At 63.7% G+C, this 23305-nt stretch carries 25 protein-coding genes; 17 read left to right on the plus strand and 8 right to left on the minus strand.

Annotated elements, in window-relative coordinates:
- The first annotated feature begins 72 nt into the window (after positions 1-72).
- The 13 genes from mnmG to V6Z91_RS08280 all read left to right on the plus strand — a co-directional run bounded on the left by mnmG (position 73) and on the right by V6Z91_RS08280 (position 12469).
- A complete protein-coding gene (mnmG, locus tag V6Z91_RS08220; RefSeq protein ID WP_338769016.1) occupies positions 73-2001 on the plus strand; it encodes a tRNA uridine-5-carboxymethylaminomethyl(34) synthesis enzyme MnmG in 1929 nt (642 codons plus the stop codon).
- Positions 2001-2654: a 16S rRNA (guanine(527)-N(7))-methyltransferase RsmG gene (rsmG, locus tag V6Z91_RS08225; RefSeq protein WP_338769019.1), complete on the plus strand. Its 654-nt coding sequence runs from the start codon at positions 2001-2003 to the stop codon at positions 2652-2654. Before mnmG ends, rsmG begins: the two co-directional genes overlap by 1 nt.
- A 105-nt stretch (positions 2655-2759) precedes the next feature.
- A complete protein-coding gene (locus V6Z91_RS08230) occupies positions 2760-3530 on the plus strand; it encodes a ParA family protein (RefSeq protein ID WP_338769022.1) in 771 nt (256 codons plus the stop codon).
- A gap of 139 nt (positions 3531-3669) precedes the next feature.
- The gene (locus V6Z91_RS08235) at positions 3670-4566 is read left to right on the plus strand and encodes a ParB/RepB/Spo0J family partition protein (RefSeq protein ID WP_338769024.1); all 897 of its coding nucleotides are present in this window, start codon (positions 3670-3672) and stop codon (positions 4564-4566) included.
- Between the two features lie 635 nt (positions 4567-5201).
- Positions 5202-5570: an ATP synthase subunit I gene (locus tag V6Z91_RS08240; RefSeq protein WP_338769026.1), complete on the plus strand. Its 369-nt coding sequence runs from the start codon at positions 5202-5204 to the stop codon at positions 5568-5570.
- A gap of 83 nt (positions 5571-5653) precedes the next feature.
- A complete protein-coding gene (atpB, locus tag V6Z91_RS08245) occupies positions 5654-6457 on the plus strand; it encodes a F0F1 ATP synthase subunit A (RefSeq protein WP_338769029.1) in 804 nt (267 codons plus the stop codon).
- Positions 6458-6570: 113 nt separating this feature from the next.
- A complete protein-coding gene (atpE, locus tag V6Z91_RS08250) occupies positions 6571-6852 on the plus strand; it encodes a F0F1 ATP synthase subunit C (RefSeq protein WP_338769031.1) in 282 nt (93 codons plus the stop codon).
- Positions 6853-6892: 40 nt separating this feature from the next.
- The gene (locus V6Z91_RS08255) at positions 6893-7363 is read left to right on the plus strand and encodes a F0F1 ATP synthase subunit B (RefSeq protein ID WP_338769034.1); all 471 of its coding nucleotides are present in this window, start codon (positions 6893-6895) and stop codon (positions 7361-7363) included.
- Positions 7364-7365: 2 nt separating this feature from the next.
- On the plus strand, positions 7366-7899 hold the full coding sequence (locus V6Z91_RS08260) for a F0F1 ATP synthase subunit delta (RefSeq protein WP_338769036.1): 534 nt from the start codon (positions 7366-7368) through the stop codon (positions 7897-7899).
- A 75-nt stretch (positions 7900-7974) separates the two neighbouring features.
- Positions 7975-9516, plus strand: a complete 1542-nt coding sequence (gene atpA, locus V6Z91_RS08265) for a F0F1 ATP synthase subunit alpha (RefSeq protein WP_338769038.1) — start codon at positions 7975-7977, stop codon at positions 9514-9516.
- 56 nt (positions 9517-9572) lie between these two features.
- The gene (gene atpG / locus V6Z91_RS08270; RefSeq protein WP_131148401.1) at positions 9573-10448 is read left to right on the plus strand and encodes a F0F1 ATP synthase subunit gamma; all 876 of its coding nucleotides are present in this window, start codon (positions 9573-9575) and stop codon (positions 10446-10448) included.
- Between the two features lie 30 nt (positions 10449-10478).
- A complete protein-coding gene (atpD, locus tag V6Z91_RS08275) occupies positions 10479-11879 on the plus strand; it encodes a F0F1 ATP synthase subunit beta (protein WP_338769043.1) in 1401 nt (466 codons plus the stop codon).
- A gap of 164 nt (positions 11880-12043) precedes the next feature.
- Positions 12044-12469, plus strand: a complete 426-nt coding sequence (locus V6Z91_RS08280) for a F0F1 ATP synthase subunit epsilon (protein ID WP_338769045.1) — start codon at positions 12044-12046, stop codon at positions 12467-12469.
- A gap of 144 nt (positions 12470-12613) precedes the next feature.
- On the opposite strand, the gene V6Z91_RS08285 is transcribed toward V6Z91_RS08280, so the two are convergent.
- Positions 12614-13171, minus strand: a complete 558-nt coding sequence (locus V6Z91_RS08285) for a hypothetical protein (RefSeq protein ID WP_338769047.1) — start codon at positions 13169-13171, stop codon at positions 12614-12616.
- A gap of 152 nt (positions 13172-13323) precedes the next feature.
- Here V6Z91_RS08285 and V6Z91_RS08290 point away from each other — a divergent pair, with 152 nt between their 5' ends.
- Entirely contained in the window at positions 13324-13713 is a 390-nt protein-coding gene (locus V6Z91_RS08290; protein WP_338769049.1) for a VOC family protein, read from the plus strand.
- A gap of 208 nt (positions 13714-13921) precedes the next feature.
- On the opposite strand, the gene rsgA is transcribed toward V6Z91_RS08290, so the two are convergent.
- From rsgA to V6Z91_RS08320, 6 genes are all read right to left on the minus strand, one after another.
- Positions 13922-14980 carry a ribosome small subunit-dependent GTPase A gene (gene rsgA, locus V6Z91_RS08295; protein WP_338769052.1) on the minus strand — a complete coding sequence of 353 codons (1059 nt, stop codon included), beginning with the start codon at positions 14978-14980 and terminating at the stop codon, positions 13922-13924.
- A 224-nt stretch (positions 14981-15204) separates the two neighbouring features.
- Positions 15205-15582: an adenosylmethionine decarboxylase gene (gene speD / locus V6Z91_RS08300; RefSeq protein ID WP_338769055.1), complete on the minus strand. Its 378-nt coding sequence runs from the start codon at positions 15580-15582 to the stop codon at positions 15205-15207.
- Positions 15579-15746, minus strand: a complete 168-nt coding sequence (locus tag V6Z91_RS08305) for a hypothetical protein (protein ID WP_338769057.1) — start codon at positions 15744-15746, stop codon at positions 15579-15581. The genes speD and V6Z91_RS08305 overlap by 4 nt, the downstream gene beginning before the upstream one ends.
- Positions 15743-17206 carry a DUF4178 domain-containing protein gene (locus tag V6Z91_RS08310; RefSeq protein WP_338769060.1) on the minus strand — a complete coding sequence of 488 codons (1464 nt, stop codon included), beginning with the start codon at positions 17204-17206 and terminating at the stop codon, positions 15743-15745. Before V6Z91_RS08310 ends, V6Z91_RS08305 begins: the two co-directional genes overlap by 4 nt.
- A gap of 4 nt (positions 17207-17210) precedes the next feature.
- On the minus strand, positions 17211-18278 hold the full coding sequence (locus V6Z91_RS08315) for an SPFH domain-containing protein (RefSeq protein WP_338769063.1): 1068 nt from the start codon (positions 18276-18278) through the stop codon (positions 17211-17213).
- Between the two features lie 11 nt (positions 18279-18289).
- Positions 18290-18676, minus strand: coding sequence for a DUF350 domain-containing protein (locus V6Z91_RS08320; protein ID WP_338769065.1), 387 nt, complete (start codon positions 18674-18676; stop codon positions 18290-18292).
- Positions 18677-18733: 57 nt separating this feature from the next.
- Here V6Z91_RS08320 and V6Z91_RS08325 point away from each other — a divergent pair, with 57 nt between their 5' ends.
- The 3 genes from V6Z91_RS08325 to V6Z91_RS08335 are packed head-to-tail and all read left to right on the plus strand — an operon-like array spanning position 18734 to position 22434.
- Complete coding sequence (locus tag V6Z91_RS08325; protein WP_338769068.1) at positions 18734-20245, plus strand: polyamine aminopropyltransferase; 1512 nt, start codon at positions 18734-18736, stop codon at positions 20243-20245.
- Positions 20246-20252: 7 nt separating this feature from the next.
- Positions 20253-21896, plus strand: coding sequence for an FAD-dependent oxidoreductase (locus V6Z91_RS08330; protein ID WP_338769071.1), 1644 nt, complete (start codon positions 20253-20255; stop codon positions 21894-21896).
- Position 21897: 1 nt separating this feature from the next.
- On the plus strand, positions 21898-22434 hold the full coding sequence (locus tag V6Z91_RS08335) for a GNAT family N-acetyltransferase (protein WP_338769074.1): 537 nt from the start codon (positions 21898-21900) through the stop codon (positions 22432-22434).
- Here V6Z91_RS08335 and V6Z91_RS08340 read toward each other — a convergent pair.
- Positions 22431-22973, minus strand: a complete 543-nt coding sequence (locus V6Z91_RS08340; RefSeq protein WP_338769077.1) for an acyl-CoA thioesterase — start codon at positions 22971-22973, stop codon at positions 22431-22433. The genes V6Z91_RS08335 and V6Z91_RS08340 overlap by 4 nt on opposite strands.
- Positions 22974-23305 lie beyond the last annotated feature (332 nt).

The raw sequence follows: 23305 nt of genomic DNA on the forward strand, positions 1-23305 counted from the left end.
TTCTGCCTAAAAAAGTCGCAGCGCGCAAAAAACTCTATAATCTCACTTCATCCCTCTGCTTTTCTTTCCACCATGCTATTTCCTACTGAATTCGACGTCATCGTCGTTGGCGGCGGCCATGCCGGCACCGAGGCGGCACTGGCGTCGGCGCGCACCGGTCAGAAGACCTTGCTGTTGACCCACAATATCGAAACCCTTGGACAAATGTCCTGCAACCCGTCGATCGGCGGGATCGGCAAGGGCCACCTCGTCAAGGAGGTCGATGCCCTGGGCGGTGCGATGGCGATCGCGACGGACGAGGCCGGCATCCAGTTCCGCATCCTGAATTCGTCGAAGGGTCCAGCCGTGCGCGCCACGCGCGCGCAGGCCGACCGCATCCTCTATAAAGCCGCCATTCGTTCGCGCCTGGAAAACCAGCCGAACCTGTGGCTGTTCCAGCAGGCGGTCGACGACCTGATGGTGGAGGGCGACCGTGTCGTCGGTGCCGTAACGCAGATCGGCTTGCAGTTCCGTGCGCGCGCCGTCGTGCTGACGGCCGGCACTTTCCTGGATGGGAAGATCCACGTCGGCTTGCAGAACTACTCGGCTGGCCGCGCCGGCGATCCGCCCGCGCTGTCGCTGTCCGCGCGCCTGAAGGAATTGAAGCTGCCGCAGGGGCGCCTGAAGACCGGCACGCCGCCGCGCATCGATGGCCGCAGCATCGACTTTTCCGTGATGACGGAACAGCCGGGCGATCTCGACCCGGTTCCCGTGTTTTCCTACATGGGCAATGCGGCCATGCACCCGAAGCAGTTGCCGTGCTGGGTCACGCACACGAACCAGAAGACGCACGACATCATCCGTGGCGGCCTGGACCGCAGCCCCATGTACACCGGCGTGATCGAAGGCGTGGGGCCGCGCTACTGCCCGTCGATCGAGGACAAGATCCATCGCTTCTCGGCGAAGGAGTCGCACCAGATCTTCCTGGAACCGGAAGGCTTGACGACGAACGAGTTCTACCCGAACGGTATTTCCACGAGCCTGCCGTTCGACGTGCAGATCGAACTGGTGCGTTCGATGAAGGGGCTCGAAAACGCCCACATCCTGCGCCCCGGCTATGCGATCGAATACGACTACTTCGACCCGCGCGGCTTGAAGGCCTCGCTGGAAACGAAGGCGATTTCCGGCCTGTACTTTGCTGGCCAGATCAACGGCACGACCGGCTACGAGGAAGCGGCCGCGCAAGGCTTGCTGGCTGGCTTGAATGCCGCGCTGCAAACGCAAGGCAAGGAACCGTGGACGCCGGCGCGCTCGGAAGCGTATCTGGGCGTGCTGGTCGACGACCTGGTGACGCAAGGCGTACAGGAGCCGTACCGCATGTTCACCAGCCGCGCCGAGTACCGGCTGTCGCTGCGGGAGGACAACGCCGACATGCGGCTCACCGAGATCGGCCGCAAGCTGGGCGTCGTCGGCGATGCGCAGTGGGAAGCGTTCGAGCGCAAGCGTGAGGCCGTTGCCGCCGAGCTGGAACGCCTGAAGTCCACGTGGGTCAATCCGCGCATTCTGGAAGCGGCGGAATCCGAACGCGTGATCGGCCAGGCCATCGAGCGCGAATACTCGCTGGCGGACCTGCTGCGCCGCCCGAACGTCGACTACGACAAGCTGGTGACGCTGACGGGCGCGGACGGCCGCAATCTCGGCGGTCCGGGCGTGACGGATCCGGCCGTCCAGGAACAGGTCGAGATCCAGCTCAAGTATTCCGGCTATATCGAACGCCAGCTGAAGGAAGTGGAGCGGCATGAACATTACGAAAACCTGAAACTGCCGGAAGGGTTCAACTACCTGGACATTGCCGCGCTGTCCGTCGAAGTGCGCCAGAAGCTGAACAAGCATCGCCCGGAAACGCTCGGCCAGGCCTCGCGTATCTCCGGCGTGACGCCGGCGGCGATTTCGCTGTTGCTCGTGCACCTGAAGAAGGCGGGCTACGGCGGTTTCGTGACCTTGAAAGACGAGGCAGCCTGATGGCGGTGTTTGATCGCGCTGCCCTGGCGCAGGTGCTGGCGAACGGCGTTACCGAGCTGGGTCTCGACTTGGCGGGTACCCAGCAGGAGCAGCTGCTGGACTACCTGGCGCTCCTGAACAAGTGGAACCACGTGTACAACCTGACCTCCGTGCGGGACCCGATGCAGATGATGACGTTGCACCTGCTCGATTCGCTCTCAGCCGTGCCGGCGTTCGCCGGCGCGCGCAACGTGCTGGACGTGGGGGCAGGGGGCGGCTTGCCCGGCATCGTGCTGGCGATCGCCCGGCCTGACATGAAGGTGTCGATGATCGACACGGTGCACAAGAAGACCGCCTTCCTCACGCAGGTCAAGGCCGAATTGGGTCTGGCGAATGTGACGGTGTACACGAAGAAGGTGCAGGAACTGGCGGTGAAGGAGCCGTTCGACGTGATCACGTCGCGCGCCTTTGCCGACCTGTCCGACTTCGTTGAATGGTCGCACCACCTGCTGGCGGAAGGCGGCCGCTTCATCGCCCTGAAAGGGACCGCGCCGCAGGACGAACGCGAACGCCTGCCGGGCGACTGGGCAGTGCGCGAATTGCAGCCCCTGCGAGTGCCGGGACTGGACGCCGAGCGGCACCTGGTTTTCGTAGGTCGTTCGATAACGGTATAAACAGTATAAATAGTTTATACCGTATAAATAGTATAAACGGTATAAATCATATAAACGATATAAATCGTATAAACAATATAAACTGAAAAAGACAAAGAACAACAGATGGCAAAGATATTCTGCGTAGCGAACCAGAAGGGCGGAGTGGGCAAGACTACCACCACGGTGAACCTCTCCGCCGGGCTTGCCAAACTGAACCAGCGCGTGCTGCTGGTCGACCTGGACCCGCAGGGCAATGCAACGATGGGTGCCGGTATCAACAAGGCCGGGCTGGCCGCTTCCACCTATGAGGTGATGCTGGGCACGGCCGACGTGGCCACGGCGCGCCAGCGCTCGGAAACCGGCCGCTTCGACGTGCTGCCCGCCAACCGCGAGCTGGCCGGCGCCGAAGTGGAGATGGTGGAGCTGGACAATCGCGAAAAGCGCCTCAAGCATGCACTGGCACTGGTCGACAAGGACTACGACTTCATCCTGATCGATTGCCCGCCCGCGCTGTCGATGCTCACGCTGAACGGCCTGTGCGCCGCCCACGGCGTGATCATCCCCATGCAGTGCGAGTACTACGCGCTGGAGGGCTTGTCCGACCTCGTCAACACGATCAAGAAGGTGCACGCCAACCTGAACCAGGACCTGAAGATCATCGGCCTCTTGCGCGTGATGTTCGATCCGCGCATGACCCTGTCGCAGCAAGTGTCGGCCCAGCTCGAGCAGCATTTCGGCGACAAGGTGTTCAAGACGATCATTCCCCGCAACGTGCGGCTCGCCGAAGCGCCATCCTATGGGATGCCCGGGGTGTCGTTCGACCCGTCTTCCAAGGGGGCGCAGGCGTATATCGCCTTCGGGGCGGAGATGGTGGCGCGGATCAAGACGATGTGATTGCCCGGGACCTCAACAGAAAACCGGTGTCCGACACCATTTCCAGGGAAATGGTGTCGCACACCACACGCTAACTATCGAAAACTGGTGACAGGCACCTTTTTCCGCAGGAAAGAGGTGCCTGTCACCAGAGCACACTATGGCAACCAGAAAACTCAAAGGCCTCGGTCGCGGCCTCGATGCGCTGCTGGGCGGCGACAGCGATCAGACTCCCGCCGTGGAACAGGGCGCGCCCTCCGAACTGCCGCTGGCGCAACTGCAGCCCGGCAAATACCAGCCGCGCACGCGCATGGATGAAGGCAGCCTGAACGAGCTGGCGGCATCGATCAAGGCGCAGGGCATCATGCAGCCGATCCTCGTGCGGCCCCTCGATGGCGGCTTCGGCGAAAGCAAATATGAAATCATCGCCGGCGAGCGCCGCTACCGTGCCGCGCAGATCGCCGGCCTGGAGACAGTGCCGGTGCTCGTGCGGGAAGTGGACGACACATCCGCGGCGGCGATGGCACTGATCGAGAACATCCAGCGCGAAGACTTGAACCCGCTGGAGGAAGCGCAGGGCATCCATCGCCTGATCACCGATTTCGCGTTCACGCACGAACAGGCGGCAACGGCCGTCGGCCGCTCGCGCTCCGCCGTGTCGAACCTGCTGCGCCTGCTCAATCTCGCTGGACCGGTGCAGACGATGCTGATGGCCGGCGACATCGACATGGGCCATGCGCGCGCGCTGCTGGCCGTCGATGCGGCCACCCAGATCACGCTGGCGAACGTCGTCGTCGCCAGGCGGCTCTCGGTACGCGAGACGGAAAAATTGGTGACGCGCACGCAGGAAGAGCAAAATGCGCCGCCTGAAGCGAAGGTGCGGGAAAAATCCGCCGACATCAAGCGCCTGGAAGAAGAATTGTCGGACCGGCTGGCCACGCCGGTCACGTTCCGCATGGGCGCCAAGGGCAAGGGCCAGATGATCATCGACTTTGCCGACCTCGACATTCTTGACGGCGTGCTGGCGCGGCTGCGCGAATCGGCCGCCGGCGACTGAGCCCGACAGGGATCCCCCGGCATCGATACCCGGGGCGTCCCGAAACCGGCGACGATCATTATCGGCCACGGAGCGGCGCTAATCGCGCCGGGCTGAATCAAATCGCGTTTCCGGGATTATCTCCCCGACTCGATTAAATACGGTCGCTGTTAAATCACGCGGCACCGATCGCAATACGGCAGAGTTATTCACATAACGTCAGTCGTTTGCTTTTTGAGAAACGTTTCGGGTGATGATCGTCCCCGCGCGCCGCAGCAGAAACGGCGCCAGGCGAGCGCAAGTGTCCGCTGAACAGCGGCCGAGTAAACCCTCTAAAAATCGGCATCGTACCGTAACGTATTGTCATTGTTCGCTTTTTCAGGAACCCCATATGGCATGACGAAGCGGGATGCCTGTTGAGTATTGCGCAGGAATGTTGCAGAAAGGATACGTTTTACCGCCGGGATGGACGCAGCGGCCGGGGCAAGCAAATGGACGGGGAGTGTGACGCACCAGCATGGTGCGGGCAAATTGCGCAATAGTCACAATATTGCCTCATTTGCTCATACAAGGTGCATCACGTTTGACGCGGCTCACGTAACAGTCCTATAATCCCGTGTCTTTGGGTCTTAAGGCTACGTTAAGAAGGTTGGCAAGTGAGTGATTCTGCAGCAGGTATCGCCCGGCCGGTCTTTCGCATCGTTGCCCTGCAACTGACCATCGCCGTCCTCTTCTCCGCTCTTGTCGCGCTCTTCGCCGGGCTGGAGAAAGGCTGGTCCGCCGCCACGGGCGGCGCGATCGCGGTGGCAGGCAGCCTTGTCTACGCGCTGATCGTCGCGCGCGGCAACGGCGACGCCAAGGCGATCTTCCGGCGGCACTTCCGCGCCGAGATGGTGAAAGTATTCATTACAGCAGTTCTGTTCATAACGACGCTGGTGCTGTTTCCATCGGCGGCCTGGTTATGGCTGATCTTGGGTTTTGCGGTGACGACCTTGGCATACTGGTTCTCATTGCTCGCGAGTTGATCACCGCGCAGGTTTAACGCCGTATCACCGTTCGAGAGATGAATGGTGCGGTCAAAGTTTCTAAATTCAATATCAACTTCATTATGACGACTGAACACGCGGGGGGCCACGCAGGCCCGGCAAACGCCACCGAGTACATCCAGCACCACCTTGCACACCTTCAGAACGCCGACAAGACGTTCAACCTCGATACCTTCTGGATCTCCGCGATCCTGGGCGCCTTGTTCCTGTTCGTCTTCTGGCTGGCCTCCAAGCGCGCCACGGCCGGCGTGCCGGGCAAGCTGCAGAACTTCGTCGAGTTCGTGATGGAGATCGTCAACGACACCGTCAACGGCGCCTTCCATGCCAAGAGCCGTGTCATCGCTCCCCTGGCGATCACGATCTTCGTGTGGGTCTGGTTGCTGAACGCGATGGACTTCCTGCCGGTCGATCTGCTGCCGAAACTGTTGTCGCTGGTGGGCGTGAACTACCTGCGCGTCGTGCCGACCGCCGACGTAAACCACACGCTGGGCATGTCGATCGGTGTGCTGATCTGCATCATCGGCTTCTCGATCAGCGCCAAGGGTGCCGGCGGCTGGGTCAAGGAACTGTTCACGGCTCCTTTCCACGCCAGCGGCCCGGTCGGCATGATCCTGTTGGCACCGGCAAACTTCCTGCTGCAGATGGTTGAGTTGCTGGCCAAGCCGATCTCCCTGTCGCTGCGACTGTTCGGCAACATGTATGCCGGCGAACTGATTTTCATCCTGATCGCGCTGCTGCCATGGTGGGCACAGTGGGCACTGGGTGGTCCATGGGCAATCTTCCACATCCTGATTGTGACGCTGCAGGCCTTCGTCTTCATGGCCCTGACGGTTGTGTACCTCGCCCTCGCGGTCGAGAAGCACTAATGATGGAATCCTGCCGGGACACCCCGGCAGGGTCCCGAGAAGTTCCGCTGTAAAAAAATCGAAGTTTCTTAAATCTGTATCTGTAGTTTTTTTAAATCTTAGGAGAAATCTAAATGCAAGCTCTGATCGCACAAGTACAAGGCATGACCGTTCTGGCAGTGGCTATCATCATCGGCCTGGCTGCCATCGGCACCGCATTGGGCTTCGCAATCCTGGGTGGTAAGTTCCTGGAAGCGTCGGCACGTCAGCCTGAACTGATGCCGCAACTGCAAACCAAGCTGTTCGTTATCGCCGGTCTGCTGGACGCCATCTCGATGATCGGCGTTGGTGTTGCTCTGCTGTTCACGTTCGCTAACCCGTTCCTGACCCCGCTGACCGCAGCCGTAGGCCAGTAATCAACCGCTCCAACCAGGGGAAACTTTTTAGGAGCAAGGTATGAACATCAATATGTCTCTCATCGGTCAGATGATCACCTTCGCGGTGCTCGTCTGGTTCTCGATGAAATTCGTATTCCCGGCGCTGAACAATGCGCTGGATGAGCGTGCCAAGCGTATCGCGGACGGTCTGGCTGCTGCCGAGCAGGGCCAGGCTTCGATGGCGGCTGCCGAAAAGCGCGCTACCGAAGCCCTGACCGCCGCCCGTGACGAAGCCGCCCAGCGCGTCGCGGACGCCGAAAAGCGCGCTCAGCTGGTAGCTGAAGAAATCAAGGCCAACGCCAAGGCGGAAGCGGATCGCATCATCGCGACCGCCAAGGCCGAAGCCGACCAGCAGGTGACCCAGGCGCGCGAACAACTGCGTGCGCAAGTGGCCGACCTGGCAGTCAAGGGCGCCGAGCAAATCCTGAAGCGCGAAGTCAACGCGTCGGCCCACGCCGACCTGCTGAACCGCCTTGCGACCGAGCTGTAATCATGGCTGAACTCGCAACCGTCGCTCGTCCTTACGCGGAAGCTCTCTTCCGCGTAGCCCAGGCTGGCAACCTCGCGCAGTGGTCCGATCTGGTGTCCGAACTGGCCCAGATCGGTTCGCACGAAGAGGTGCTGGCGTATGCCCGCAACCCGAAGGTGTCGGACAGCGATGTGCTGGCCACCGTCACCTCCCTGCTGAAGTCGCCGCTGACCGCGGAAGCGAACAACTTTCTCTCGACCTTGATCGAAAACGGCCGCATCGCATTGCTGCCGGAAATCGGCGCCCAATTCCATGACCTGAAAAACGGCAAGGAAGGTGCGGCGGATGCCGAGATTACGAGCGCATTCGACCTCGATGGCGCGCAAACCGCCGCCCTGGTCGCGACGCTGGAAAAGAAATTCGGCCGCAAGCTGAACCCGCAAGTTACCGTCGATCCCTCGCTGATCGGTGGCGTGCGCGTGGTGGTGGGTGACGAAGTGCTGGACACTTCCGTACGCGCCCGACTCGAACAGATGCGCGTCGCGCTGACGTCGTAATCGGGCAGTGCATCGTCCACCTGCGGCAGACCTTATACCCTCGCGCAAGCCGAGAGAACACAATTAGGAGTTACCATGCAACTCAACCCATCTGAAATCAGCGAGCTGATCAAGAGCCGGATCCAAGGCATTGACAGCGGCGCTGAAGTGCGCAATCAAGGCACCGTCATCTCGGTTGCCGACGGTATCTGCCGCATCCACGGTCTGTCCGAAGTGATGCAAGGCGAGATGCTCGAATTCCCTGGCAACACGTTCGGCCTGGCCATGAACCTGGAGCGCGACTCCGTCGGCGCCGTGATCCTGGGTGCCTACGAGCACATCTCCGAAGGCGACACGGTGAAGACCACCGGCCGCATCCTGGAAGTGCCGGTCGGCCCGGAACTGCGCGGCCGCGTCGTGAACGCGCTGGGCCAGCCGATCGACGGCAAGGGTCCGGTCACTACCACGCTGACCTCGCCGATCGAAAAGATCGCCCCGGGCGTGATCGCCCGTGAATCCGTGTCGCAGCCGATGCAGACCGGCCTGAAGTCCATCGACGCGATGGTGCCGATCGGCCGTGGCCAGCGTGAGCTGATCATCGGCGACCGCCAGACCGGTAAATCGGCTGTCGCAGTCGACGCGATCATCAACCAGAAGGGCCAGGGCATGACGTGTATCTACGTCGCCATCGGCCAGAAGGCATCCACGATCAAGAACATCGTCCGCTCGCTGGAACAGCACGGCGCGATGGAATACACGATCGTCGTGGCCGCCACGGCGTCCGAATCGGCCGCCATGCAGTACATCTCGGCCTACTCGGGCTGCACGATGGGCGAGTACTTCCGCGATCGCGGCGAAGACGCGCTGATCGTGTACGACGACCTGTCGAAGCAAGCCGTTGCTTACCGTCAGATTTCGCTGCTGCTGCGCCGTCCGCCGGGCCGCGAAGCGTACCCGGGCGACGTGTTCTACCTGCACAGCCGCCTGCTGGAGCGTGCCGCTCGCGTGAACGCCGACTACGTGTCCGCCTTCACCAATGGCGCCGTGACGGGCAAGACCGGTTCGCTGACGGCACTGCCGATCATCGAAACGCAAGCGGGCGACGTGTCCGCCTTCGTGCCGACCAACGTGATCTCGATTACCGACGGCCAGATCTTCCTGGAAACCTCGCTGTTCAACGCCGGTGTGCGTCCCGCGATCAACGCCGGTATCTCGGTGTCCCGCGTGGGTGGCGCAGCGCAGACGAAAGTCATCAAGGGCCTGTCCGGTGGTATCCGTACCGACCTGGCGCAGTACCGTGAACTGGCTGCGTTCGCGCAGTTCGCTTCCGACCTGGACGAATCGACCCGCAAGCAGCTGGACCGCGGTGCCCGCGTGACGGAACTGCTGAAGCAGCAGCAATACTCGCCGCTGTCGACCTCGCTGATGGCCGCGTCGCTGTTCGCCGTGAACAAGGGCTTCCTGGACGATATCAGCGTCAAGCAAGTGCTGCCGTTCGAAGCGGGTCTGCATTCGTACCTGAAGACGAAGCACGCTGCCCTGCTGTCGAAGATCGAAGAAAGCAAGCAACTGGACAAGGATAGCGAAGCAACGCTGTCCGCGGCCATCGCTGATTTCAAGAAATCCGGCGCATTTTAAGCGGCACGGCGGTTCACCTCGGTGAACCGCCATTCGCGCAGAAGGAGTAAGGACTCATGGCAGTAGGCAAAGAGATACGTGGCAAGATCAAGAGCGTAGAAAATACGAAGAAGATCACGAAGGCGATGGAAATGGTCGCCGCATCGAAAATGCGCAAGGCGCAGGATCGCATGCGCGCCGCCCGTCCCTACGCGGACAAGATTCGTAATATCGCCGCGAACCTGGCTGGCGCCAATCCCGAGTACACGCACCCGTTCCTGGCCGATGCCCAGGGCACGCAGGCAAAAGCCGTTGGCTTCATCATCATCACGACCGACAAGGGTCTGTGCGGTGGCATGAACACCAACGTGCTGCGCGCGGTGACGAACAAGACGAAGGAACTGGAAGCCGCCGGCAACAAGGTGGAAGCGGTCGCGATCGGCAACAAGGGTCTCGGTTTCCTGAACCGCATCGGCGTGCCCGTGGTGGCACAGGCGACGCAGATCGGCGATACCCCGCACCTGGAAAAGCTGATCGGCCCCGTGAAAGTGATGCTGGAGAAGTTCCAGGAAGGCAAGCTCGACGCGGTTTACCTGTGCTACACCAAGTTCATCAACACGATGAAGCAGGAACCGATGGTCGAGCAGCTGCTGCCGCTGACCGCTGAAAAGCGCGCGGCAGACAAGGGCGGCATCACCTGGGATTACATCTACGAACCGGATGCAGGGACCGTCATCGACGAACTGCTGGAACGTTATGTGGAAGCCCTGGTGTACCAGTCCGTGGCGGAAAACCTTGCGTCCGAGCAGTCGGCGCGGATGGTGGCGATGAAGGCCGCCAGCGACAACGCCGGCAGTGTGATCGGCGAACTGAAGCTGGTGTACAACAAGACCCGTCAGGCAGCCATCACCAAAGAACTCTCTGAAATCGTGGCCGGTGCGGCAGCGGTTTAAACGAATTTAACTATATTTGAAGGAACGAAAATGGCTGATGGCAAAATCGTTCAGTGTATCGGCGCCGTGGTGGACGTGGAGTTCCCGCGCAACGCGATGCCTAAGGTTTTTGACGCGCTGAAAATGGAAGGCTCCGAGCTGACCCTGGAAGTTCAACAGCAGCTGGGCGACGGCGTGGTCCGTACCATTGCGCTGGGTTCTTCCGACGGCCTGCGTCGCGGCATGACCATCCAGAACACCGGCAACCCGATCATGGTTCCGGTTGGTAACGGCACGCTGGGCCGCATCATGGACGTGCTGGGCAACCCGATCGACGAGCGTGGCCCTGTCTCGCAAGAGCAGACCGCGTCGATCCACCGCACCCCGCCGGCCTACGACGAGCTGTCGCCGTCGCAAGACCTGCTGGAAACCGGCATCAAGGTGATCGACCTGGTGTGCCCGTTCGCCAAGGGCGGTAAAGTCGGCCTGTTCGGCGGCGCCGGCGTGGGCAAGACCGTCAACATGATGGAACTGATCAACAACATCGCCAAGGCGCACTCGGGTCTGTCCGTGTTCGCCGGCGTGGGCGAGCGTACCCGCGAAGGTAACGACTTCTACCACGAAATGGCCGATGCGAAGGTCGTCGACCTGGACAACCTGGGCAACTCCAAGGTGGCCATGGTGTACGGCCAGATGAACGAACCGCCGGGCAACCGCCTGCGCGTGGCACTGACCGGCCTGACCATCGCGGAATCGTTCCGTGACCAGGGCAAGGACGTGCTGTTCTTCGTCGACAACATCTACCGCTTCACGCTGGCCGGTACTGAAGTGTCCGCACTGCTGGGCCGTATGCCTTCCGCCGTGGGCTACCAGCCGACGCTGGCCGAAGAGATGGGCCGCCTGCAGGAACGCATCACGTCGACCAAGACCGGTTCGATCACGTCGATCCAGGCCGTCTACGTCCCTGCGGATGACTTGACCGACCCGTCGCCCGCGACGACCTTCGGTCACCTCGATTCCACCGTCGTTCTGTCGCGTGACATCGCCTCGCTGGGTATCTACCCGGCCGTGGACCCGCTGGACTCGACCTCGCGCCAGCTGGACCCGCTGGTCGTCGGCCAGGACCACTACGACACGGCCCGCGCCGTGCAGGGCACGCTGCAGCGCTACAAGGAACTGCGCGACATCATCGCGATTCTGGGTATGGACGAACTGGCACCGGAAGACAAGCTGCTGGTGGCCCGCGCCCGTAAGATGCAGCGTTTCCTGTCGCAGCCGTTCCACGTCGCCGAAGTGTTCACCGGCGCACCGGGCAAGTACGTTTCGCTGAAGGACACGATCAAGGGCTTCAAGATGATCGCTTCCGGCGAACTGGATCACCTGCCGGAGCAGGCGTTCTACATGGTCGGCACGATCGAAGAAGCCATCGAAAAAGCCAAGAAGCTCGGCTAATACGGTAGTTGGGCGGCCCTGAGAAACCGTAGCGAGCGGCGGCAGTTCCGTTTCAGTTGCAAAGTCGTACTTTTGTACGGCCGGTCCGCCGATGCGGAGCAACGGAGATCGGAAATGCAACGCGCAGTAGGTTTATCAGGGTCGCTTCACCAGATAGGATAATTATGGCTAACACTATTCACGTCGATGTGGTGTCCGCGGAAGAGCAGATCTTCTCCGGCCAGGCCACGTTCGTCGCGTTGCCGGGCGAGCAGGGCGAGCTGGGTATCTACCCGAAGCACACCCCCCTGATCACCCGTATCCGTCCGGGCGCGGTGCGCATCCAGGTTCCAGGCAAGGCGGAAGAGGAATTCGTCTTCGTCGCCGGCGGCCTGCTGGAAGTGCAGCCGAACGCCGTGACGGTCCTGGCCGACACCGCGATCCGCGGCGGCGACCTGGACGAAGCCAAGGCCCAAGCCGCCAAGAAACTGGCGGAAGAAAGCCTGGCGAACAACAAGACGGGCATCGACTACGCGAAAGCCCAGGCGGAACTGGCAGCGGCCATCGGCCAGCTGGCAGCCCTGCAAAAACTGCGCGCCCGCGGCAAATAATCGCCGCCGCCGCACCCCAAAGCAGCCTTCGGGCTGCTTTTTTTACGCCCGTACGTTGCCAAAAAACCACTGGGGACTGTCCCCGAATTTTTACAACACTTCCTCAGTTGGTCGCGGCCACCGTGCCCAAATTGGGAAACGGTGTTATCGGCACAAGCCGTACGCTTTCCGCTCCGGGAACCACCGGTAGGTGAAGGTTCGCACCGGGTAGCGCTCGCCATCGATGATCACGCCGGGCGTCACCAGGTCGAAGCGGTCCGGCAAGCCGCCGTGCACGCCGAGCCGGACGCGCCACTGCGTGACGTCCGCCGTGGCCACGGCAATCAGCATGCCGGGCACCGCCTCGATGACCTCGACCATCTCGGCCCGGTTATTGGTACCGCGCTGGTAGTAGCTCAGCACCTTCGCCTTGGCGACGACCGGACCTTTCGGTTGGGTGACGTTGTACGCGCGCGTGGTGAACTGTACCTTGCCGCCGCGCGGCACCAGGTAGATGATGCCGAACTCGGCACTGCCTTTTTCCAGCGTCACCGGGCTGGTGGCGGAAGCGCTCACGCCTTCCGGCAGCTGGAAGATGGAGCCGTCGACCCATTCCCGGCAATCCGGCGTGGTCGCCATGTATAACTGTTCAGGCTGGTAGTCGTTGCCGCAACCCGCGAGGGCTGGCAGCAGGGGCGCGGCAAGAAGCGCAAGTCGGCGCATGATCGATGTCGTTGATGAAGGCAGCCGACAGTGTAACCGAGCGCTCCGCCGGGCAACAACCTGCGTACCTGCGGCATACCAAAAGTTGATGCCGCGCGCCATCGCACTCATGACGGTGCTAGGCTTTCCATCATCGACTTCAGGAGCCATGCATGATTCATCACCTCGGTATCGTCGTGACAGACTTCACCCGGAGCGCGGCGTTGTACGACGCCTGTCTCGCACCGCTGGGCATCCGTCGCACCGAAACCGATATCGACTGGGCCATCTACGCGGCCGAGGGCGGCCAGCCGTTCCTCTGGCTCGGGTCCGAAATTCCCACCTACTGGCGCTCCGGCAACCAGGCCGGCAATGCGCCCCTGCACATCGCCTTTGCGGCACCCAGCCGTGAAGCGGTGGATGCCTTCCATGCCATGGCGCTCGAACACGGCGCCGAGGATAACGGACCGCCCGGCTTGCGGGTCGGGGCGGGCCATTACTACAGCGCCTATATCCTCGACCTGGACGGCAACAATATCGAGGCGACGATCAAGGAAAAGTAATACGAGGTATCGAAGGTGCGTGCATCCACCCGACTGCAAAGGCCGGGTCGGGAAGGAGGGCTGGCATGCATGCTTGCACTGTTGCGCAGGCGCGGAGCAGCGCTCCACGAAACCCCTGCGCCATCCCGTCGGGTCCGACCCCGGGGTTGATGCATGCGTTCCCGCTTGCCTGCCGAGTGACAGGCAAGCGACGTTACTCAGCCCTCGGTTATTTCCCCTTCTCCCGCATGTGCCGCTGCACCGCCTTGCTGATCACCTTCCACTTCGCGCGCGCCGCGATCCGCTCCAGCGGCGTTTGCTCGCCGCGCCGCGCATCCCGCAACAGCTTGTGGTAGTTGGCCAGCCGGTCCGGCTCGACACCGGCGCGCACGGCGCAACCCGGTTCCAGTCCATGGCGGCAATCGCGGAACTGGCATTGCTCCGCCAGCGCGGCGATATCGTCGAACGCGGCCGACAGCGCCGCTTCGTCCGCGTCGGGCCGCCACGTGCGCAAGCCCGGCGTGTCGACGATGCAGGCGCCGCCGGCGCAGCGGTGCAGCGAGCGCGTGGTGGTGGTGTGCCTGCCGCGGCCATCGCTCTTGCGCACGCCGCCCGTCTCCTGCCCCGCGGCGGTGAGCATGTTCGTCAGCGTCGACTTACCGGTGCCGGAAGCGCCGAGCAGGCACACCGTCTGACCGGGATCCAGCCACGGTTGCAAGGCCAGCGCCGCATCGGCACTCAGGCCGTTCACGGCAATGACGGGAATGGCGGCCGGCAGGCGGCGGTGTACTTCCGCCACCCTGGCCTCGGGTTCGGCGACGAGATCGGCCTTGGTCAGCACCACCACTGGCGCGATGCCGGCACTCTGCACCACGGCCACATACCGCTCGAGGCGGCGCAGGTTGAAGTCGAGATCCAGCCCCATGACCAGCAGCGCCGTATCGATATTGCTGGCCAGGACCTGGCGACGGCCATCGTTGGCACGGCGGGCGACCTGCGTCAGCGGTTCGGCGCGCTGCACGATACAGAATTCGCCGTCCACGCTGTCGACGGCGACCCAGTCGCCGACGGCCAGCATGTCATCAAAGCCGGCCAGTTCGGCCAGCAGCCGGGGCAGGGCGCGCGCCTGCGCTTCGGCCTGGCCGTCGTGCACGTCAATCCACGTGCCGTAGATGGCGGCAATGCGCATCGGGCGCATGGTGTCAGTGGTGTCGAGTGCCGCGAGGCGCGCGGCGGTAAAGTTGTTCAGTCCGATGGTGCGTAAGGGTTCGGATGCGATGTCGAACATGATGGTGTTCCCGGAAAGGAGACGCTCGCACGGGCGAGCACAAGCCGGCCCGAAGTCAGTCTACTTCGGGCGGCAACGTCGAAACGGGAAGGTCGGCGCGGGCGCGCCGGGGAACACCGGAAAATCGTGGAAAAGTGAACCCGGGCGTCAGGCGGCCGACAGGAGGGCAATATCCTTGGCGTTCATGGTCTTCTCCTGTGTGGGTTATCGGGATGGCAAGTTTGTCACTGCAGGGCCGTTTCGTCAACCGCGCAGCGTTGCACGGAGCGCACGCGGCAGTCGGCCGGCGCCAGCGCATCGCGCAGTACGTCCAGCGCCCGCTGCGGCGCGGTGCTGCCGCACATGAAGATATCGATCGCCGCGAACGCCTGTTCCGGCCAGGTGTGGATCGACATATGCGATTCAGCCAGCAGCACCACGCCCGTCACGCCCAGGCCGGGGCCGAAGGTGTGGAAATGGCTGTGCAGGATGCGCGCGCCGGCCGCTTCCGCCGCAGCGCGCAGCAGCGCCTCGATGCGACTGCAACTCGTCAGCAGGGCCGGTGCCACGCCGGACAAGTCGGCCAGCAGATGGGTTCCCTCGGCCTTGAAGTATGTGCTCACTTGTGGCCTCCGCCGCCGCCCCAGCTGCCGCCACCCGTGCTCGACGACCACGCGGAGCCGCCCGAACGGTAGCCAGTGCGGCCGGACGTGTCGTCCATATTGGTCCAGCTGAGCACGGTCGAGATGAAAACCACCGCGATCCCGTAGATCCAGAATTTCCTCATTGGCTGTCGTTGTTATCCAGGAAAATCGCTGGCAGGTACAGCGCCAGCCCGGCCAGTATCGTGTAGGCGATCGTGCCGCCGAAGTTCACCATCAGCGGCACGGCGTTCAGCGCGCCGGCCACGATGATCAGGAATTTGGCCGCGCCCCGGTAGCGCGAGCCGTCGGTCAGCGCCGCGGGCTTGCGCAACGGCGGCATGACGTCCTTCAGCACGCCGGGAAACCACGCCTTCAGCTGGTCGAGCGCCAGCGGCTTCGAGCGCGACCAGGTGATCTCGTGATCGGTGCGCTCGGCGGTCAGCCGCTCCTGTCCCTTCTCGAATTCCTCGACCTGCACCGTGTCGCCCACCGCCACGCGCCAATTGAAGGCGCCGGCCGCGAACGTCACGCGGGCAGGGTAGGCATACAGCCGCCGGTAGCCGACGTTATGCAGCAGCACCGAGTCGCCGCGCCGCGCGGGCCAGGAATCCATGGCGTTGGAGCGCTGCCACCCTTCGTCCGTCTCCACCAGCCAGGTGAAGCCGGAGCGGGGACCGTACAACAGGTATTCGGTCCACTCAGTCCCTTCGTCATCGGCACGGCGCATCACCCCGATCACCGTCAGCTTCTGGTTGCCCACCTTCGCCTCGGCGCCCAGGGGCAGCGTGGTGCGCACGGCCGCCAGCTTTTCGCCGGCGCGGAGCACGGCGACCTGCGGGCTGGCCGCATCGAGGTGCGCGCGGCAAGACGGGCAGACGAGGTTCGCCGTCATGCCCGGCAGGTACTTGATGCCGCTGCCGCAGGCCGGGCAATCGAGCGCCTGCACCTTGCCACGGTAGCGGCCAGCGGTTTGCCGGATCGCGTCGTCGTCGCGCAGCAGTTGCGGCCGCAGGCTCTCCAGCGTGACGGATGTGCCGTCATAGACCTTCGGCGGGTAGCCATCCGAGTAATCGAGCGTGAGAAAGCGGCCGGCGGAGCGCAGGTCCGCCACCTTCGCTTCCCAGCCATCGCCCACGCGGAACGGCAATTCGCCCTGGCCGCCCGTGCAGCGGGCCGTGCGCACGTCCGCCACCACCCAGCGCTCGCCGGCGGCCGTCACGTCCATGCCGGGCCGCAGGGTGTCGAAGGGCGATGGTTTTTCGTCAGTCGGCCGGTCCACGGTGATCGTGAACTGGCCCGACGCATCGCCCAGCCAGCCCGTTTCGCCGTCGCCGAACAGCAGGTACCACTCATTCCAGAAGCCGGCGTCGTAACGCAGCTGCAGGCGCCCGACCACGGTGAAGGAACGCCCGTTCCACGTACCGGCGGTGCCCAGCTGGATCGGCGAAAAATCTTCCAGCACCTCGGCAATCTTGCCCAGGTCGCCCACGCTGCCGGGGTCTTTCAATACACCCGTGCGGCAGTACTCGCACACGGCCATCACGGCCGCGTGCGAGCGGAAGCGCACCTCGGCGCCGCAGCTGGGGCAGGAGAGCGTCAGCAAACCTTCAACCGATCAGTTTCTTCAGCAGCTCGGCCTTCGTGCTGTCGTAGTCGGCGGCGGAGATCAGGCCCTTGTCCAGCAAGCCCTTGAGCTTTTGCAGCCGCGCTTCGATGGAGTCGTCCGCGGCTGCGGCGACGGCCGGCGCGGCGGGGGCCGCGGGAGCGACCGGCGCCACGGCCTGTGGCGCGGCCGGCGTCAGCGAAGCGCCGACGGCCTGGCCCATCGCCTGCCCGATCGTCACGCCGGCACCCAGGCCGGCGCCGATGCCGGCGATGCCGCCTTCGTTCTGCGCCGCCAGCGGGATCGCCGTGGCGGTCTGGTAGCGCGTGTAGCCGGTCATCTTGTCGGGCGACAGGCCGCCCTTCATGCCGGCCGAGATACGGTCATCCAGCGCCTGCTGCAATTCCTCCGGCAGGCTCACGGAAGCCACGTTGAATTCATCGAGGCCGATGCCGTAGCGCGCGAACGCGTCGGCCAGGTCGCCCTTGACCTCCTGCGCCATCAGTGCCTGGTTCGCCGCCATGTCGAGGAAGGCCACGTTCGAGCCGCCGATCGAGCTGGCCATGGTGGCCAGCAGGATGCCGCGCAGCTGGTCTTCCACTTCGTCGCGCGTGTAGGTGTCGCGCGTGCCGCTGATCTCGGTGAAGAACTTGCGCGCGTCGCTGATGCGGTAGGAATACATGCCGAAGGCGCGCACGCGGATCATGTCGAAATCCTTGTCGCGGATCGTGATCGGCTGCGGCGTGCCCCATTTGCGGCCCGTCTGCACGCGGGTGCTGAAGAAGTACACGTCGGACTTGAAGGGTGCGTCGAACAGCTTGTCCCAGTTCCTCAGGTTGGTCAGCACGGGCAGCGTCTGCGTCGTCAGCTTGTGCGTGCCGGGGCCGAACACGTCGGCGATCTGGCCCTCGTTGACGAACACGGCCACCTGCGATTCGCGCACCACGAGCACGCCGCCGTTCTGGATCTCGAAATCCTGCATCGGGTAGCGCCAGGCCAGCACGCCTTCCTCGTCCTCGTTCCATTGCAGGACGTCGATGAACTGCTTCTTGATAAAGCTGCCGATACCCATCACTGGCTCCTTCAGGAAATGCAGGCGGCATTGATGCCGCCGATGGAAAGGGAAATGGCGCCGAGCAGGCCGCCGAATGCGCTGTTGCCGGCTTCGATCTGGTCCTTGGCCATTTTCAGGGCGCGCGTCGTTATCGCATAGGCCAGCGCCTGCACGACCATGGCGCCGAACGCCCACGCGAAGAATTCCTGGTAGTTCCGCGTATGCAGCAGGCCCGAGGCGATGGTGAGCGAAAAGCCGAGCAGCGCGCCGCCCAGCGACAGCGCGGCCGCATGGTTGCCTTGCCGGATCAGGTGCACCTCGTCGTACGGCGTCATCCACGTGTAAGCCTTGAAGAACACCGCCAGCAGCGCGGCCGCGATGCACAGATGGATCAGGTAGTTAACGACGGCTAACATGGCTTATAGTGTAGGGTTCTTGCAAATAAACAAAGATGATAATCCAGCCACGGGCCAATGACCAAAAAGATTCTGATCCTGTCCGTGTTCGTGGTCGCCTCCTGCGGCCTGGCCTATGAACTGATCGCCGGCGCACTGTCGAGCTACCTGCTGGGCGACTCGGTGCTGCAGTTTTCCACCATTATCGGCTGCTACCTGTTCGCGATGGGCGTGGGCGCCCATGTATCGAAATACGTGAAGGACGAGCACGTGCTCGGGCGCTTCGTCGACATCGAACTGGCCATCGGCCTGATCGGCGGTGTCTCGGCCGCGCTGTTGTTCCTGACGTTTTCGTGGTCGGAGGCGCCGTTCCGCCTGCTGCTGTATGTGCTGGTGTTCATGGTCGGCGCGATGGTGGGCATGGAAGTGCCGCTCGTGATGCGGGCGCTGAATGCGCGGCAGACGGAATTCGCGGAAATCGTCAGCCGCGTGCTCACCTTCGATTACCTGGGTGCCTTGGCCGTGTCGCTGCTGTTTCCGCTGGTGCTGGCGCCGTATCTCGGCCTGGTGCGCACCGGCTACCTGTTCGGCATGCTCAATATCGGCGTGGCGCTGTGGACGATCTACGTGTTCCGCGCCGAGCTCACGAACCTGGCCGGCCGCACGCTGCGCGCCTGCGCCGTGCTGCTGGCGCTGACCTTCGGCTTCGCCAGCGCCGACCGCCTCACGCATTTCGGCGAGCACGCGCTGTTCGGCGACGAAATCGTTTACGCCACCAGCACGCCCTACCAGCGCCTGGTGATCACGCGCTGGAAGGACGATACGCGGCTCTACATCAATGGCAACCTGCAATTCTCGTCGCGCGACGAATACCGGTACCACGAGGCGCTCGTGCACCCCGCGCTGGAGAAGCTGCCATGGGCAAAGCGCGTGCTGGTGCTGGGCGGCGGCGACGGTCTCGCATTGCGCGAGGTGCTGCGCTACCGGAACATCGAGCATGTGACGCTGGTCGATCTCGATCCGGCGATGACGGCAGCCTTCAAGACGCGCGCCGAACTGGCGGCGTTGAACCACAAGTCGCTGTCCGACCCGCGCGTTACCGTGATCAATGCCGACGCGGCCGTGTGGCTCCGGGACACGCGCGACATGTTCGATGCCGTGATCGTCGACTTCCCCGATCCTTCCAGCTTCGCGCTGGGCAAGCTGTACTCGGTGCCGTTCTACAGCATGCTGAAGCACCACCTGGCGGCCAACGGCCTGGTGGTGGTGCAATCGACGTCGCCGTTCTTCGCACCGCACGCCTTCTGGACCATCGACGCCACGCTGCGCGAAGTGGGCCTGCGCACCTACCCGTATCACGCCTACGTGCCCTCCTTTGGCGAATGGGGCTTCATCCTCGCGTCACCTCAGGCACAATACACGCCACCGGCCGCATACCGGTTGCCGATGCGCTTCCTGAACGGCGCGACCACCGCCGCGATGTTCAGCTTTCCGCCCGATATGCAGCCGTTGAGGATGGCGCCCAATCGCCTGAACACGCAATCGCTGGTGCACGAGTTCGAGCAGGACTGGCACCGCACGATCCGATGAGGACACGATGGAACGCCGTTCTTTCCTGCGCTGGAGCGCCGCGCTCGGCGCCGGCGGTGCCGCCGCGGCCGCCGGCATCGCCGCCTACGGCCGCTGGCGCGAGATCCAGCCGGTGCTGCATTCCCCCGGTCGCGCCGAAGGCCACTATCTGCGTGACCTGGCGCGAGGCCGCCAGGCGCTGCCCGCACCCGCCGAGGTGATCGACGTCGATGTCGCCGTACTGGGTTCCGGCATCGCCGGCCTGACGGCGGCATGGAAGCTGCATCGCGAAGGCGTGAAGGATGTGCTGATCGTCGACGGGCCGGAGCCATTCGGCAACGCGGCCGGTGGCACGTACGGGGCGCTGGCCTATCCGACCGGCGCGCATTATTTACCGATTCCGCCGCAGGAATGCCTGCACGTGCGGCACCTGCTGTACGACCTGGGCATCATCACGCGCGATCCCTACGGCCCCAAGCCCTACTACGATGAAAAGCTGATCCTGCATGCGCCCCACGAGCGGCTGCTTTTCAACGGCAAGTGGCATGAAGGGATCGTGCCGCGCCAAGGCGTGCCGGCGGCCGAACTGGCCGAGCATGCGCGCTTCAACGCCGCGATGGAAAAGCTGCATGCCATGCGCGGCGCCGACCGCCGCAAGGTGTTTACGCTGCCTGCCGCACAGGCGTCGAACGACCCGGCCTGGCGCCGCCTCGACACCATCACGTTCAAGGCCTGGCTGGAGCAGCACAATTTCCGCGCGCCGACGCTGCTGTGGTACCTCGACTATTGCTGCCGCGACGATTACGGCACCGGCATCGACCGCGTGTCCGCCTGGGCCGGCCTGCATTATTTTTGTGCGCGCGGCGGTGAAGCGGCCAATGCGGAAGGCGGCGCGTGGCTCACGTGGCCCGGCGGGCTGCAACCGCTGGCGGCGAAGCTGGCCGAACGCACGGGTGCGCGGCGCATCGGCGGCGCCGTCGCCAGTGTCAGGCAAGTCGATGGCCGCGCCGAGGCGCTGTGCTTCGTGCTCGAAAATGGTAAACCGCGCGGCAAGCCGCGCACGTATCTCGTGCGCGCCCGCAAGGCGATCTGCGCGATGCCGCTGTTCGTCGCGGCCCGCGTCGTCGACGACATCGCCAGCTATGGTTTCGATCCGGCACGGCACATGCCCACGTATGCGCCCTGGCTGGTGACGAACTTCCTGCTCGACCGTTTCCCGGAAGAGCTGCCCGAAGCGCCGCTGTCCTGGGACAACGTGGTGCATGGCACAAAAGGACTCGGCTACGTGGTCTCCACGCACCAGGACATCCGGCAGGTACCGCCGGCGCAGACCGTGTTCACCAGCTACGTGGCGCTGGCCGACCGGGATCCACTGGAGGCCCGCAAGTGGATGGAATCCGCACCGGCCGAGGAATTGCTGGCGCTGGCGATGGTCGACTTGCGCGCGGCCTATGGCAGCGACATCGACGCGTGCGTGCAGCGTGCCGACATCACCTTGCGCGCCCACGCGATGGCCGCGCCGTTGCCGGGGTTCCTGTCCAATCCCGGCGCGCAGGCGCTGCGCGATGCGGACGGGCCGGTGCTGTTCGCGCATTCGGACCTGTCCGGCTTTTCCGTGTTCGAGGAAGCGTCGTGGTGGGGCTGGCAGGCGGCCCGGGCGGCGCTGGCTTGACATGACCGACCTGTGGCTTCCTTCCGTATTGCCGGTCCTGCGCGGCGAGCGCGTGACGCTGAGGCCGATGGACGAACACGACGCGCCGGCCCTGTTCGCGATCTACGGCGACCCGCTCGTCATGCGCCACACCGATGAAGATCCGTTCCCCGACCTGTCCACGGTCGGGATCATGCTGGCCAGCGTGCGCCGCCTGCTGGCCAGCGGCGAATCGCTGGAGTGGGCGATCGTGCCGGCCGATGGCGGAGAGCCGATCGGCACTTGTGGCCTGCACAGCTTCGATGCGGCGTCCCGCACGGCGCAGGTGGGGTGCCTGCTGCGGCGCTCGGCGTGGGGGCAAGGCCACATGGCAGACGCGCTCGGCGCGCTGACGGGCTATGCCGACGGGGTGCTGCGCTTCAACGGGCTGCTCGCGGATGTCGTCGTGGAGAATGCGCGGGCGCGGCGCATGTTCGAGCGGCTCGGGTATCGCGAGGATGGCGGCGGCATGCTGACGATCGGGTTGAGCCCCGCGCCGCGTGCCAGGCCCGCATCTTAATCCGCGTTCAGCTTCATCGCTATATCCAGGTCCAGCATCGCCTGCACGGCGGCATCGATGGGCGGCGACTGCACGCCTGTCACGCCCACGCTGCCGAAGATCGTCTCGATGGGCACGAAGCCGCGGCGCTTGCGATCGTACAGCCCGGCCAGCACCAGCGCCCGCGTCGCCACCACATCGCCGTCCGCCAGGATGCGCTGTTCGAACACCACGCGGTTTTCCGTCCACGCCACCAGCCGGGTCTCCAGCACGAAGGCCTGGAACAGGCGCAGCTCGCGCCGGAAGCGGATCGCGCCACCTCCCACGATCGGCGTCCACTTGTTCTTCAACACGGCGCCCAACAGGCCCATGCGGATCATGATGTCGGTACGGCCCAGGTCGAACAGCGTCCAGTAGCGGCCGTTGTTCACATGGCCGTTCGTATCGAGGTCATGGAACCAGACGCGGAAGTTCAGGCGCGATACGCCATGCGGCGCCGCCAGTTTGGGGCGAAAGGGCGCGCAGACGAGGAGGAAGAGCAGGCGGAACCACAGATTCATCGGAATCCCGGGCAAAAAGGGGCATGCTGGGGCATGGCGGGGTGGTTTGGCAAGGAGAGTACCCTCTAGGGAAGCGCTGATTTATTCATGGCGGCGAACTTGGCCCTGAGAAAACGCGCCCAGCTGCGGCACAAATGGCCCGCCATACCTCGGTATGACGGACCATTTGCGTCTTGCTGGACACGTTTTCAGGACCAATCTCATCCACCAGCAATAAGAGCGCCTAACAAAACCCGCAGGGCAAGGCGCGGCGTCGAAGACAGTACACCTGTACGGCGAGACGCTGCAACGCAGCCATGGGGGTTTTGTTAGGCGCTCTAAATCAGCGCTTT

This window comes from Massilia sp. METH4 (assembly GCF_037094685.1).
Classification (GTDB): domain Bacteria; phylum Pseudomonadota; class Gammaproteobacteria; order Burkholderiales; family Burkholderiaceae_D; genus Rugamonas.